Source organism: Streptomyces sp. S465 (genome assembly GCF_026898115.1).
GTDB lineage: Bacteria > Actinomycetota > Actinomycetes > Streptomycetales > Streptomycetaceae > Streptomyces > Streptomyces luomodiensis.
Genome location: NZ_CP114036.1, coordinates 5392450 through 5407489 on the forward strand (window position 1 = coordinate 5392450; position 15040 = coordinate 5407489).

Genomic DNA, 15040 nt, shown 5'->3' on the forward strand with positions numbered 1-15040 from the left:
GGTTCGTACCGCGACTGCCCCGGCCTCTCCCCGGACCCCCAGTCAGACCCGAAGACACGACCCTGAAAGAGGGATTGACGACAAGTGCTCGACGTCAACTTCTTCGACGAGCTGCGGATCGGCCTCGCCACTGCTGACGACATCCGTCAGTGGTCCCACGGTGAGGTCAAGAAGCCGGAGACCATCAACTACCGCACCCTGAAGCCCGAAAAGGACGGACTCTTCTGCGAGAAGATCTTCGGTCCGACCCGGGACTGGGAGTGCTACTGCGGGAAGTACAAGCGCGTCCGCTTCAAGGGCATCATCTGTGAGCGCTGCGGTGTCGAGGTCACCCGCGCCAAGGTGCGCCGTGAGCGGATGGGCCACATCGAGCTGGCCGCTCCCGTCACCCACATCTGGTACTTCAAGGGCGTGCCCAGCCGCCTGGGCTACCTGCTCGACCTCGCCCCGAAGGACCTCGAGAAGGTCATCTACTTCGCCGCCTACATGATCACGTGGGTGGACGAGGAGCGGCGCACCCGCGACCTGCCCTCGCTGGAGGCCCACGTCTCCGTCGAGCGCCAGCAGATCGAGCAGCGCCGCGACGCCGACCTGGAGGCCCGCGCCAAGAAGCTCGAGGCGGACCTCGCCGAGCTCGAGGCCGAGGGCGCCAAGGCCGATGTGCGCCGCAAGGTGCGCGAGGGCGCCGAGCGGGAGATGAAGCAGCTGCGCGACCGCGCCCAGCGCGAGATCGACCGTCTCGACGAGGTGTGGAACCGCTTCAAGAACCTCAAGGTCCAGGACCTGGAGGGCGACGAGCTGCTCTACCGCGAGCTGCGTGACCGCTTCGGCACGTACTTCATGGGCGGCATGGGCGCCGCTGCCCTGCAGAAGCGCCTGGAGTCCTTCGACCTCGACGAGGAGGCCGAGAAGCTCCGCGAGATCATCCGGACCGGCAAGGGCCAGAAGAAGACCCGTGCGCTCAAGCGCCTCAAGGTCGTCTCCGCCTTCCTCCAGACCCGCAACAGCCCCAACGGCATGGTGCTGGACTGCATCCCGGTGATCCCGCCGGACCTGCGTCCGATGGTGCAGCTGGACGGTGGCCGCTTCGCGACCTCCGACCTGAACGACCTGTACCGCCGTGTGATCAACCGGAACAACCGCCTCAAGCGTCTGCTCGACCTCGGTGCCCCCGAGATCATCGTGAACAACGAGAAGCGGATGCTCCAGGAGGCCGTCGACGCGCTGTTCGACAACGGCCGCCGCGGCCGCCCGGTCACCGGTCCCGGTAACCGTCCGCTGAAGTCCCTCAGCGACATGCTGAAGGGTAAGCAGGGCCGGTTCCGTCAGAACCTGCTCGGTAAGCGTGTCGACTACTCGGCCCGTTCGGTGATCGTCGTCGGCCCGCAGCTCAAGCTGCACCAGTGCGGTCTGCCCAAGGCCATGGCGCTGGAGCTGTTCAAGCCGTTCGTGATGAAGCGCCTGGTGGACCTGAACCACGCGCAGAACATCAAGTCGGCCAAGCGCATGGTCGAGCGCGGCCGCACGGTGGTGTACGACGTGCTCGAAGAGGTCATCGCCGAGCACCCGGTGCTGCTGAACCGTGCGCCGACCCTGCACCGCCTCGGCATCCAGGCCTTCGAGCCGCAGCTGGTCGAGGGCAAGGCCATTCAGATTCACCCGCTCGTGTGCACCGCGTTCAACGCGGACTTCGACGGTGACCAGATGGCCGTGCACCTGCCGCTGTCCGCGGAGGCGCAGGCCGAGGCCCGCATCCTGATGCTGTCCTCGAACAACATCCTCAAGCCGGCCGACGGCCGTCCGGTGACCATGCCGACCCAGGACATGGTGCTGGGCCTGTTCTTCCTCACCACCGACGAGGAGGAGCGCGAGGTCCGCGGTGAGGGCCGGTCCTTCGGCTCGGTCGCCGAGGCGATCATGGCGTTCGACGCCCGGGAGCTGTCGCTCCAGGCGAAGATCGACATCCGCTTCCCGATCGGCACGGTGCCGCCCCGCGGCTGGACCCCGCCGGTGTCCGAGGAAGGCGAGGACGGCGTCGGAGGAGGCGTCTGGCAGCCCGGTGACAGCTTCCGGCTGCGCACCACGCTGGGCCGGGCGCTCTTCAACGAGCTGCTGCCCGAGGACTACCCGTTCGTCGACTACTCGGTGGGCAAGAAGCAGCTCTCCGAGATCGTCAACGACCTCGCCGAGCGCTACCCCAAGGTCATCGTCGCGGCGACGCTGGACAACCTGAAGGCGGCCGGTTTCCACTGGGCCACCCGCTCCGGTGTCACCGTCGCCATCTCCGACGTGGTCGTGCCCGAGGCCAAGAAGGCCATCATCGAGGGCTACGAGGCGCAGGACGAGAAGGTCCAGAAGCAGTACGAGCGCGGTCTGATCACCAAGGACGAGCGCACCCAGGAGCTGATCGCGATCTGGACCAAGGCGACCAACGAGGTCGCCGAGGCGATGAACGCGAACTTCCCGAAGACCAACCCGATCTTCATGATGGTCGACTCGGGCGCGCGCGGAAACATGATGCAGATGCGTCAGATCGCCGGTATGCGTGGTCTGGTGTCCAACGCGAAGAACGAGACCATTCCGCGGCCCATCAAGGCGTCGTTCCGTGAGGGTCTGTCCGTGCTGGAGTACTTCATCTCCACCCACGGTGCCCGTAAGGGTCTCGCGGACACCGCGCTGCGGACCGCCGACTCGGGTTACCTGACCCGTCGTCTGGTGGACGTCTCCCAGGACGTGATCATCCGCGAGGAGGACTGCGGCACCGACCGCGGCCTGAAGCTGGCGATCGCGGCCAAGGGCGCGGACGGCGTGCTGCGCAAGGCGGACGACGTCGAGACCAGCGTGTACGCGCGCTGCCTCGCCGAGGACATCGTCGTCGACGGGAAGGTCCTGGCCCCGGCCGGCACCGACCTGGGCGATGTGCTCATCGACGAGCTGGTCCGCCACGGCGTGGAGACGGTCAAGACCCGTTCGGTGCTCACCTGCGAGTCCGCCGTCGGCACCTGCGCCATGTGCTACGGCCGTTCGCTGGCGACCGGCAAGCTGGTGGACATCGGCGAGGCGGTCGGCATCATCGCCGCCCAGTCCATCGGTGAGCCCGGCACCCAGCTGACGATGCGTACCTTCCACACCGGTGGTGTGGCCGGTGAGGACATCACCCAGGGTCTGCCGCGTGTCGTCGAGCTCTTCGAGGCCCGTACGCCCAAGGGTGTCGCGCCGATCTCGGAGGCGGCCGGCCGGGTCCGCATCGAGGAGACCGAGAAGACCAAGAAGATCGTCGTCACCCCGGACGACGGCTCCGACGAGACGTCGTACGGCGTCTCCAAGCGGGCCCGTCTGCTGGTGGGCGAGGGCGACCACGTCGAGGTCGGCCAGCCGCTGACCGTGGGTGCCGTCAACCCGCACGACGTGCTGCGGATCCTCGGCCAGCGCGCCGTCCAGGTGCACCTGGTGGGCGAGGTCCAGAAGGTCTACAACTCGCAGGGTGTGTCGATCCACGACAAGCACATCGAGATCATCATCCGGCAGATGCTGCGCCGCGTGACGATCATCGAGTCCGGCGACGCCGAGCTGCTGCCGGGCGAGCTCGTGGAGCGCTCGCGCTTCGAGGGTGAGAACCGTCGTGTGGTCCAGGAAGGCGGCCACCCGGCCTCCGGCCGTCCGCAGCTGATGGGTATCACCAAGGCCTCGCTGGCGACCGAGTCCTGGCTGTCGGCGGCGTCCTTCCAGGAGACGACCCGGGTGCTCACCGACGCGGCGATCAACGCCAAGTCGGACTCCCTGATCGGCCTCAAGGAGAACGTGATCATCGGTAAGCTCATCCCGGCCGGTACGGGCCTGTCCCGCTACCGCAACATCCGGGTCGAGCCGACCGAGGAGGCGAAGGCCGCGATGTACTCGGCCGTCGGCTACGACGACATCGACTACTCGCCCTTCGGCACGGGCTCCGGTCAGGCGGTTCCGCTGGAGGACTACGACTACGGTCCGTACAACCAGTAAGCCCGGTAAGCCGGTAGGGCCGGTAACGCTCACAGGGCGGTCATCCCTCGCGGGGTGGCCGCCCTGCGGCGTTCTCCGGTGGTCCGCCGCGCCTCAGTGGGAGACGGCGGCCTCCGGGGCCGCCTCGGGCCGCGGCGGGGTCGGACCCGGTGCGCCGAACCAGGTCTCCAGGGCGGCCCCCAGCCGCTCCGGCGCGGTGTCGTCGGAGGCGGTGGCCGCCCAGCACACATAGCCGTCGGGGCGTACCAGGACCGCGTCGGCCGGGACGTCCGGCAGCGCGTCGGCGGTCACCACGTCGACGCGGTCCGGATAGGCGGTGGCGAGCGTGCCCCACCGCCGGGTGGTGCCGGTGGTGAGCAGCAGGCCCCGGCCGTGCCGGAGCAGCGCGCTCACCGGCCGCTCCGCCCCGTCCACCATGAGGTCGGGGTCCGGCATGCGGGTACCGGTCAGCCCGTCGTCCGTACCGGCTCCGGGCATCGGGTAACGGATGTCCAGTCCGGAGACCATGCCGGCGAGGAAGTGGCTGACCGGCCCCATCCCCAGCAGCCGGACGAAGATCGAGCGCAGTCCGTCGTACTCCTCCGACGGGTTGGTCAGCACCGCCTGGGCGCGGGTGTTCTCCACGACGCTCGCCCCGATGGGGTGCCGTTCGCCGTGGTAGCTGTCCAGCAGGCCGGCCGGGGCCCAGCCGGCCACCTCGGCGGCGAGTTTCCAGCCCAGGTTCATGGCGTCCTGCACCCCGAGGTTGAGGCCCTGCCCGGCGGCGGGCAGATGCACATGGGCGGCGTCGCCGGCCAGCAGCACCCGGCCCCGCCGGTAGTGCTCGGCCTGGTACGCGGAGTCGGTGAACCGGGAGAGCCAGCGGATCTCGTCGACCTCCACCGCGTCGCCGTAGCGCAGCCGCACCGAGTCGTGGACCTCGGCCTCGGTCACCGGCTGGTCCGGATCGGTCTCACCGCGCCCGTAGATCCCCCACACCACCCGGTAGAGGCCGTTCTGAAGGGGGACCAGGGGCCAGGTCATCCGGTCCTGGTGGGCCTTGTCCACGCCCAGGAGGTCGCGGATGGACTTGGGGCGTTCGCCCAGCGCGTCGGCGCCCTTCTTCAGGGTCACATCGGCGACCACACCGGAGAACGCGGTCTTGGTGCCGGGGAAGGCCACGCCCAGCCGTTTGCGTACGGCGCTGCGGCCGCCGTCGCAGCCGACCAGATAGCGGGAGCGCAGCCGGACGGCACCGTCCGGGGTGGCCACCGTGGCGGTGACCCCGTCGGCGTCCTGTACGAGGTCGACCAGTTCGTGGGAGCGGCGCACCTCGATGCCGTAACGGGCGGCCAGCGCCTCCTCCAGCACGCCTTCCACCCGGTCCTGCGGGATGATCACGCCGTAGGGGTGGCGGCTGCCCCAGCCGCGGTAGTTCATCACCACCGGCAGCCCGGCGAAGTGGGCGTCGGGCACCTGGGCCAGCGAGCGCTCCAGCACGGCGTCGAGCAGCCCGCGCATGGCGAGCACCTCGACCGTGCGCGGCTGAAGACCCAGGGCCTTGGAGTGCTCGTTGGGGTCGGCCAGTTTGTCGATCACGATGACGCGCACACCGGCGAGGGCGAGTTCATGGGCCAGTGTGAGCCCGGTGGGGCCGCTGCCGACCACCACGACGTCCGTGGACTGTGCTGTGCTCATCATCGGCTCCTCGACGCGTTCGCTGCGAATAACGCCAATACTGCCGAGCACTATATTTCTCCACCGGTGCGAAACGGCAAGCCAATGTCCTGCAACTCGCCCCGGTGATCGGATAGTTAGGGGTGATAAGGGCAACGGTAGGGGGTTGAACGCGGCACCGCCGGGTCCATAGCGTAAGGGCCGCTCGAAGCGTCTCTCATTCCCCCGTGAATTGTCTGACCTGGGCAGTGGAATTCACGTTGCGCGATTGATTCACCGGGGCGCCGATTCGCGGACATGCCGACTCACGAGCAGCAAGGAAGCGTATGGACACCGATGTGATCGTGGTGGGGGCGGGTGCCACCGGGCTGATGCTGGCGGCGGAACTCGCGCTGGCCGGCGTCCGCCCCGTGATCCTGGAGACCCTCGGCGCTCGCAGCACCCAGTCCCGGGCCCTCAACCTCCACCCCCGCACCTCGGAGATCCTTCAGGCCCGCGGACTCCTGGACGACCTGCTGGCACACCAGATCGTGCTCGGCACCCCGGCCCACAGCTTCTTCGGGGCGCTGCCCGTACCGCTGGACTGCCATCCGTGGCGCACCCGGCACCCGTACCAGATCGGGGTCCTCCAGACCCGGGTCGAGGAGCGGCTGGAGCGGCGCCTGGCCGAGCTGGGCGTCACGGTCTCCCGCGGCCACGAGGTGACCGCCGTGGCGCAGGACCCCGACGGCGTCACCGCCACCGTGCGGACGGCCACGGGCGAGCACCGCCTGCGCGCCCGCTACCTGGTGGGCTGCGACGGCGGCCGGAGCCGGGTGCGGAAGGCGCTGGGCGCGGCGTTCCCCGGCACGGACGGCAGCCAGCTGTTCGTCGCCGCCGATGTGGTGCTGGCCCGTCCGCCCGAGCGGTGGCACGCCGAGCTGGACCCCGAACGGCAGCGGTATCTGAGGCTGCTGCCGGGCAACAGCATGGCCGGGGTGGTGCCGGTGCCCGGCGGCCGGCTGATGTTCTCCCTGCGGGCGCTGGAGGACGGCGTCCACCGGCTGAGCTTCTCCGGCCCTGCCGTGCAGCGGGTGCCCCGTACGGAGCCGGTCGCCGAGGCGGAGATCCGGGAGGCGATCCGTACCGCCTGCGGACTGGACAGTGAGCTGAAGGAGGTCCGCTGGGCGTCCCGGTTCAGCGACGCCTGCCGTCAGGTGGAGCAGTACCGGCACGGCCGGGTGCTGCTGGCCGGCGACGCGGCGCACATCATCGTGCCGCTGGGCGGCCAGGGGCTGAACCTCGGCCTCCAGGACGCGTTCAACCTGGGCTGGAAGCTGGCCGCCGAGGTGGCCGGGTGGGCCCCGCCCGGACTGCTGGACACCTACCACACCGAACGGCACCCCGCCGCGGCCGTCCTGCTCAGGGAGGCGCGGGCCCAGTTCTCGCTGCTGGACGGCGGGCCGGAGCTGACGCCGCTGCGGGAGGTGCTGATCGAACTGCTGGGCCTGCCCGAGACCAACCGGCACCTGGCCGGTGTCGTCTCCGGCCTCGGGCTGCGCCACCCCGCGCCCGCCGGCGCGCACCCCCTCGTCGGCCGCCGGCTGCCGGACCTGGATCTGCGCACCGCGGACGGGCCGCTCCCCGTCCACCGGCTGCTGGGCGGCGGCCGCGGGGTCTTCCTCGACCTCTCGGGCGGCGCGGCGGACGAGGAGGTCGTCGGCGCGTGGGCGCACCGGGTGGACATCCGGGCGGCGACGACGGACGACGACCTCGGCGTCCGGCAGGTGCTGGTGCGGCCGGACGGCCATGTGTGCTGGGCCGACGACCGCGACCGGCTGGCCGACGCGCTGGGCGAGTGGTTCGGCGCACCGCGGTGAGCCGGTGGTTCGGCGCACCGCGGTGAGTCATGGCCAGTGGTCGGCAGGCGACGGAATTCCCGACTGCGATTCCCGTTCCTCGTTCCCGTTCTTCGACCCCCGTCCCCGTTCCGTTCCCGATTCCCCATACCCGACCACGATTCCACCGTATCCGATCACCGTATTCCATCAGCAATTCCCGACTTCCGAAGGGACATGGAAAATGACGTCCACGGTTTCCACCGAAGGGCCGGTCTACCGCGAGTACAAGGGTTTCCGGGTCAACGACAACATCGTCGCGGATTTCATCGGCGTACCGGCGGTGATCACGCCGGGTGAGACGATCGAATTCTCGGTCTTCTATACGAACCGGGGCCGTTACCACTACCCGGACACCGGGCTCAACCTGGTCATCTGGTTCTCGGACCGGGACGATCTGCGCCGGGAGGACTTCAAGCTCTTCTACAAGGTCAGCCGGGCCGAGTGGCAGGAGCAGGACCCCGAGAAGTGCTGGGACCCGCAGTTCCCCGCCGAGGGCGGCGTCCACATCGCCTGCCAGCTGAGCGGGCCCGACGGCGGCATCCTCAGCAAGCCCGACGGCACGGTCCCGCTGCCCGAGGTCGAGTCGGTCACCGCGCATGTGCGGCTGGCCTTCCGCGAAGGGATCACCTCCGAGCACGCGGGCATCTTCGCCCTGCCGGGCATGCTGGACTCCCCCGGCGACAAGTCGATCATCCCCGGTCTGTTCGGCAATGTCTTCGGCCGGCTCCAGCAGGCCAGCTTCCGGCTGGGCGAGGGCCCGACCTCCCTCTACTGATCCGGTCCGCTGGTCCGGCTCTGCTGATCCGGTCCGCTGATCCGGTCCGCGCCTTCCACTGACCTTCGGCTCGGGAGTGCCTCATGGCGGCAATCAACACCTGGCGAACGCTCAAGGAGGGGGCCGACGGCCTCGTCCTGGCCATCGACTACCCCTTCACCGGCCGTCCGGAGGCCGGTTTCCCGGAGCTGGCCCCGCAGCTCGACATCGACTACGCCCTCTGGGAGTCCGTGCCCCCGAGCATGGGGAGCGAGACGGGGATGACCGCGGACGGCTATCTGGACCGGTGGCACGCGGACGTCCGCACGGGCGGCCTGCCCGTGCGGGCCGTGCTCGGCTTCTGTGCGGGCAGCGTCTACGCGGCCGCCCTCGCCGACCGGATCGCCGCCGAACAGCCACAGGCCCCGCGGGTCGTCCTGTTCGACCCCGAGGCGCCGAACGCGGTCACCGTCTACTGGCAGTTCCACAAGGTCATCGAGGGGCTGGGGGTGGTGCTGCGGCCTGAGGAGGTGACCGAGGCGCAGCAGGCCGGCCAGCGCGTCAGCGACGGCGCCACCGACCTGGACCGGCTCCGGGACCAGCTGTTGGGCGTGTTCGGCGAGTGGGCCCAGGTCGCCTTCGACCGGGCGGGGCTCGACGAGGTCCGCCGGGCGGAGTTCACCGCGACGGTCACCGCGTTCATGACCTATCTGGTGGCCGCCGCCGGGATCGACACCCGGGACGGCTGGCCCGGTGCCACGGCGATCAGCTCGGTCACCACCACCAACGGGCTGAACCTGCTGCCCGAGGCCGAGCGGCCGGCGAAGGTGGCGCGCGAGATCCGCTTCGACCTGGCCCACGCCGATCTGCTGCGGTCCGCCGACGTGGCGAAGACCGTGGCGGATCTGCTCCGTTGAGAGGACACACCTGATGCGCACACGGACGGACCCCGGCCCCAGCGGCACCGGAAGGGTGCCGCGGCCGGAACCGGTCGGCCGGAAGGAGGAGGCGCTGTGGCTGCTGGAACGGCTGGTCCCCGGCGCCGCCGTGAACAACCTGTCCTTCACCTTCCGGGTGCGCGGCAGCGTGGACCGGTCCCTCCTGCGGGAGTCCGTGACGCTGCTCGTACGACGCCACGAGACGCTGCGCACCGTGTTCCACGCCGACGACGCCGGGCTGGCCAAGGCCGTCCTGGACGCCGACGAGGCCGGTGTGGAGGTGCTGACCGTACCGGCCGCGCACCCCACCGGGCAGGCGCTGACCTCGTTCGTGGCCACGCCGTTCACCTTCGACGGCCGGTCGCTGCTGCGCGTCGGGCACCTGCCGGGCGACGGCGAGGACATCGTCTGCCTGGTCCTGCACCACCTCGTCTTCGACACCATCTCCGCGGGCATCCTCCTGGGCGAGCTGGTCGAGGTGTACACCGCGCTCGCCGCGAACCGGCCGCCGGACCCCCATCTGCTGGAACCCGTGCCGGCGTTGCGGGAGGAGGAGCCGAGCGCCGACAGCCTCGCCTACTGGCACCAGCAGCTCCAGGGCTTCGACCCCGGAGGGCTCGAGCTGGCCTACGGCAGGCAGGAGGCCGCCGGCGCGACCCTGGGCGGTGACCAGCTGACCGTCACCGTGCCCCGGGAGGTCCGGGCCGCGGTGGACCGGCTGCGCACCGGACTGAACACCTCCGAGGCCGTCGTCCTGCTCGCCGCCTACGGCCTGCTGCTCGCCCAGCACGGGGCAGGCCCGGACCTGGCCGTGGGCACCATGGTGAACGTACGGGGCCGCTCCGCACCCAGCGCGATCGGCTACCACGTCAACGTGGTGCCCCTGCGGCTCACAGTGGACCCCGGCGACAGCTTCCGGGAGCTGGCCCTGCGGGCCGGGAGGGTCTTCCTCGACGGCATCGCGCACGCCGATGTGCCGGTGGACAGCCTCTACAACGAGGTGACCCGGGAGGGCGGCGCCTGGCGCAACAGCCTCTTCCGGCACGTCTTCAACTACGTACCGGGCCTGGGCCTGCCCGACTTCTCCATCGGCGGCCTCGCCGCGAGCCCCCTGGTCGTCGAGGTTCCGTACAGCAAGTTCGACCTGGAGTTCTTCGTCATGTCGACGGACGAGGAACTGCGGCTGCGCATCGTCTACAGCGACGACGTGTTCACCCGCGACGAGGTCGCCGCGCTGCTGCGCCGCTACGAGGTGCTGCTGTCGTCCCTGGCCGAGGACCCCGGACTGCCCCTCGGCGGGGCCGTGGCCTGGAGCGAGCACGACCACGCCGTGATTGACGCCGCCGGCCGGCCCGCGCCGGACAAGCCCCCGCTCTCCGTGCTCGCCGAAGTGCGGCGGACGGTGGCGAGGACCCCGGACGCGGTGGCCGTCGAGGACGCGGAGGGCCCGCGGACCTACCGGCAGCTGTGGGACTCGGCCCGCGCCATCGCGGGCGCGCTGCGCGACCACGGCATCGGCGACGGCGATGTGGTCGCGCTGCTCGCACCGCGCTCGGCCGCACTGGCCGCGGCCGTGCTCGGCGTATGGCTCACCGGTGCGGTGTACCTCCCCCTGGACCCCGACCACCCCGCGCACCGCCTCGCGTACCAGCTTGCGGACTCCGGGGCCAAGGCGGTGCTGGCCGGGGACGGGGCCGTGCCCGCGCGGGAGGGGGTGCCGGTGCTGCGCCTGGCCGACGTGGCCGACGTGGCCGGCCTGGCCGACGTGGCCGACGTGGCCGACGTGGCCGCACGGTCGGTTGCGGACGCACGGTCGGTTCCGGTGGTTCCCGACGCGGGTACCGGTGACGCTTCCGATCCCGGTGCCGCCCCCGGTGCCGGTCCCGACCCCGATCCGGCCGGGGCCGCCTACCTGATCTACACCTCCGGGTCGACCGGGCGGCCGAAGGGGACCCTGGTCTCCCACGGCAACCTCGCCAATGTGGTGGGGCACTTCGCCGATGAACTCCGGGCCCGGCCGGGGGAGACCACGCTGTGGCTGACCACCTTCAGCTTCGACATCTCCGCCCTGGAACTGTTCCTGCCGCTGGTCACCGGCGGACGTCTGGTGGCCGCGCCGGACGCCGCGCGGTCCGACGGCCGTGTCCTGGCCGCTCTGCTGAGGGACCACCGGGTCGACATCGTCCAGGCCACCCCGACCACCTGGCGGCTGGTGACCGACGACTGCCGGGAGCAGCTGAACGGGCGGCGCGTGCTGTGCGGCGGCGAACCGCTCCCGTCGGCGCTGGCCGGGGAACTGGCCGCGGCCGGCTGTGAGCTGCGCAATGTCTACGGGCCGACGGAGACCACCATCTGGTCGACGTCCGGCCTGGTCGAGCCGGGTTCCGGGGGCCCGGTGCACGTCGGCCGGCCGATCCGCGACACCCGGGTGTTCATCGCCGCCCCCGACGGTGCCGAACTGCCGGTGGGGGTGCGGGGCGAGTTGTGCATCGCCGGTGGCGGAGTGGCCATCGGCTACCACGGCCGCCCGGAGCTGACCGCCGACCGGTTCCGGGACCACCCCCGCCACGGGCGCCACTACCGCACCGGCGACCTCGCCCGGTGGCGGGGAGACGGCACGCTGGAGGTGCTCGGCCGCGTCGACCGGCAGGTGAAGCTGCGGGGCAACCGGATCGAGCTGGGCGAGGTGGAGAGCGTCCTCCTGGGCCATCCCGCCGTCCGGGCGGCGGCCGCACTGGTCGTCACGGGCGAGGCGGACGACGCCCGGCTGGTGGCGTTCCTCGTCGCCGAGGACGCCCCCGGCCTGGTCAACCAGGTCTGGGAGCATGCCCGCGGCAGCCTCCCGGCCCCCGCGGTCCCCGGGGAGTTCCTCGTCGTCGACGCCCTGCCCACCACCGGAAACCACAAGGTCGACTATCTGGCGCTGGCCCGTCGGATACGGGACCGCGACCACGAACGGGCCGCGCCCTCCACGGCCGGGCCCGAGGACGAACTCGTAGGAAAACTCATCGCGCTGTGGCAGGACGTGCTCGGCCGCACCGATCTGCACGCCCATTCCAATTTCTTCACCAGTGGCGGCCATTCCCTGCTGGCGGCGAAGCTCGCCCAGTCCGTCGAGGAACGGCTCGGCGTACGCCTTCAGCTCGCCGAAATCTTCACCAGGCCCAGCCCGGCCCAATTGGCGGAATTCCTCCGATCCGGCGGCGAATGATCCGGCCGGACGTCTCAGCCGGACGTCTCAGCCGCGGTCCGGAATTCGCCCGCACGACGCGCCGATTCTTCTCCCCGACGTCAGGACACCATGATGAGCGAGACCGCAACGGCAGCCACCGAAGAGGAAACCTTCTCCTTTCCCCAGCCCCGCACCTGTCCCCACCGGCCGCCCGCCGGCTACGCGGCGCTGCACGCCCACGGGCCCCTGGCCGAGGTGACCCTGTACGACGGCAGCACCGCCTTGCTGGTCACCCGGCACGCGGACGCCCGCCGCCTGCTCACCGATCCCCGGGTGTCCTCGGAACGGGCCAGCGACGGATTCCCGATCATCACACCCCGGCTGCTGGGCGCCCGGTGGTTCCGCACCCTGGTCACCATGGACGGCGAGGAACACAGCATGTACCGCCGCATGCTGATCCCCGACTTCACGGCCAAACGGACCAAGGCCATGCAACCCGACGTCGAACGGATCGTCGACGACTGCGTCGACCGGCTGCTGGCGGCCACCCCGCCCGTCGACCTCATCAAGGACTTCGCCTCCGAGCTGTCCTCCCGGGTGATCTTCCATCTGCTCGGCGTCCCCACCGAGGACCAGGCCACCTTCCAGGAGCGCAGCGTCCGGCTGCTGACCGCCGCCGACTCCGACGAGGCCGAGGGCCCGCTGGCCGAACTCGTCGCTTATATGGACCGGCTGGTCTCCTCCAGGGACTCCGGAACCGGCACCTGGCTGCTGGACCGGCTCTCCGGTGAGGAGGTAGCCAAGGGCGAACTGGACCGCGGCGACCTCATCCGGATGGCCGTACAGCTCCTGGTCACCGGGCAGGGCACCACCGCGCAGATGATCGCCCTCGGCATGGCGACCCTGCTGGAACACCCCGACCAGCTCGCCTCGGTGCGCGCCGACCCGGACCGGATTCCCGCCGCGGTCGACGAACTGCTGCGCTATCTGACCATCGCGGACATGGCGGGCCTGCGCGTCGTCACCGAGGACATCGAGCTCCACGGGCAGGTCATCCCGGCCGGCAGCGGACTGATCATGCCCTACGCCCTGCTCAACCACGACCCCGAGACCTATCCCGAACCCGACCGCTTCGATGTGCACCGCGCGCCCCGCCAGCACTTCGCCTTCGGCTTCGGACCGCACAACTGCCTGGCGCAGGGCCTGGCCCGTATGGAGCTGGAAGTGACCTTCCGGGCCCTGCTGCGCCGGATTCCGTCCCTGCGCCTGGAGAAGCCGCTGAAGGAGCTGCGGCCGCGCGAGGCGGCCGATATGCAGGGGGTCTACGAGCTGCCGGTCACCTGGTGACGCTGTCGGTCATTTGGTGACGCTGTCGGTCACCTGGTGACCTCGACGCTGCTACGGGGGCTCCCGCCGGGGTTTTGGCGGGGGCTCCCACGAGGTGGCCCCTGCCGGTCGTCGCCGGCAGGGGCCATCCGCGTACCCAGGCGCTCATTCCCCGCTGAGCGCCTCGATCACCGGGGCGAAGGTCTCCAGCCACGGCTCGTGCACGGTGAGGTAGCGGAAACCGAACCGGTCACGCCAGGAGCACACCTGGGCGGCGATCTCGTCCACGCTGCCCAGCAGCACGGCCGGCGCGGTGAGGAACTCCTCCAGGGACAGATCCGGCGTCTGTTCATGCCAGCGGCGGGCCTCGCCGTCCCGGTCGTCGGTGATCACGACATCCCGGACCAGGATGTTCAGCTCCACCTCGGCCGCCCGCGCACCGGCCGCCGAACGGAAGAAGGCGACCCGCTCGTCCATGACCTCGGCGCTGAGAATCCGGAACCCCTGCGGCGCGGGGCCCTTCGTCAGCGCGGAGAACCCCACGATGTCCGCGTGGCGCGCGGCCAGCCCGAGCAGCCGGTCGCTGTTGCCGCCGAGGAACAGCGGCGGACCGGGGCGCTGGATCAGCGTGTCGGCCCGTATCGCCTCCTCGTACGCGCCGGACAGGTGGTCGATCGTCCGCTCGAGGTGGTCGATCCGCTCGGCCAGCGGCCGCCAGGGGAAGCCCGTCGCCTCGAACTCCTCCTTCCGGTGGCCCGCGCCGAGCCCGACCTCCAGCCGCCCGTCGGTGAGCTGATCAGCGGTCACGACGTCCCGCGCCAGCAGCGTCGGATTCCAGAACGAGGTGTTGAGGACGAACGAGCCGATCCGCGGCCGCTCCGTCACCCCGGCCGCCGCGACCATCGCGGAGAACGGCGCGGGCAATCCGAGGTGATCCGGCACGAGAATCACGTCGTACCCGAAGCGCTCCGCCTGGCGGCATTTCTTGTTCCATTCCTCCCGTCCGCCCACCGAGTGCATCGCGACACCGAAACGAAAAGATCCCATGCATTCCTCCCAGGGCGGCCAACGGGCAATCGTTTTAACGGTCAGCGTGGAGGAAAGCGGCCCGCCCAGGAAGCGCACGAAAAAGATCTAGGGGTGAATAGGGGGCGACCTTGGGGTTGGAGCGTTTCCCGCGGCTCACTAATTTCCGATGAGGTGGCGAAGAAGGCAAGTGGCCCGGCAGGAGTGGCCCGGCAGTGATGAGTGGGGCCACACGCGTCGGCATTCGGCATCAGCCACGAAGGCAGCCGTGGACGAAAGGGGCCGTGAG

General features: G+C 70.5%; 8 protein-coding genes. 6 read left to right on the plus strand and 2 right to left on the minus strand.

Annotated elements, in window-relative coordinates; genetic code table 11:
* Positions 1–84: 84 nt before the first annotated feature.
* Positions 85–3999, plus strand: coding sequence for a DNA-directed RNA polymerase subunit beta' (locus N6H00_RS22895; RefSeq protein ID WP_268973698.1), 3915 nt, complete (start codon positions 85–87; stop codon positions 3997–3999).
* 93 nt (positions 4000–4092) lie between these two features.
* On the opposite strand, the gene N6H00_RS22900 is transcribed toward N6H00_RS22895, so the two are convergent.
* Entirely contained in the window at positions 4093–5676 is a 1584-nt protein-coding gene (locus N6H00_RS22900; protein WP_268973699.1) for an FAD-dependent oxidoreductase, read from the minus strand.
* A gap of 305 nt (positions 5677–5981) precedes the next feature.
* On the opposite strand from N6H00_RS22900, the gene N6H00_RS22905 reads away from it, so the two are divergent.
* The 5 genes from N6H00_RS22905 (at position 5982) to N6H00_RS22925 (ending at position 13746) form a co-directional block, all read left to right on the plus strand.
* Positions 5982–7514, plus strand: coding sequence for an FAD-dependent monooxygenase (locus N6H00_RS22905; RefSeq protein ID WP_268973700.1), 1533 nt, complete (start codon positions 5982–5984; stop codon positions 7512–7514).
* Positions 7515–7716: 202 nt separating this feature from the next.
* Positions 7717–8310, plus strand: a complete 594-nt coding sequence (locus N6H00_RS22910) for a hypothetical protein (protein ID WP_268973701.1) — start codon at positions 7717–7719, stop codon at positions 8308–8310.
* Between the two features lie 83 nt (positions 8311–8393).
* On the plus strand, positions 8394–9206 hold the full coding sequence (locus N6H00_RS22915; protein ID WP_268973702.1) for a hypothetical protein: 813 nt from the start codon (positions 8394–8396) through the stop codon (positions 9204–9206).
* Between the two features lie 13 nt (positions 9207–9219).
* Positions 9220–12438 (plus strand): non-ribosomal peptide synthetase, encoded by a 3219-nt coding sequence (locus tag N6H00_RS22920; RefSeq protein ID WP_268973703.1) that lies wholly within the window; start codon positions 9220–9222, stop codon positions 12436–12438.
* A gap of 93 nt (positions 12439–12531) precedes the next feature.
* Positions 12532–13746 carry a cytochrome P450 gene (locus tag N6H00_RS22925; RefSeq protein ID WP_268973704.1) on the plus strand — a complete coding sequence of 405 codons (1215 nt, stop codon included), beginning with the start codon at positions 12532–12534 and terminating at the stop codon, positions 13744–13746.
* 144 nt (positions 13747–13890) lie between these two features.
* Here N6H00_RS22925 and N6H00_RS22930 read toward each other — a convergent pair whose 3' ends face one another.
* Positions 13891–14772, minus strand: coding sequence for a TIGR03621 family F420-dependent LLM class oxidoreductase (locus N6H00_RS22930; RefSeq protein WP_268973705.1), 882 nt, complete (start codon positions 14770–14772; stop codon positions 13891–13893).
* Positions 14773–15040 lie beyond the last annotated feature (268 nt).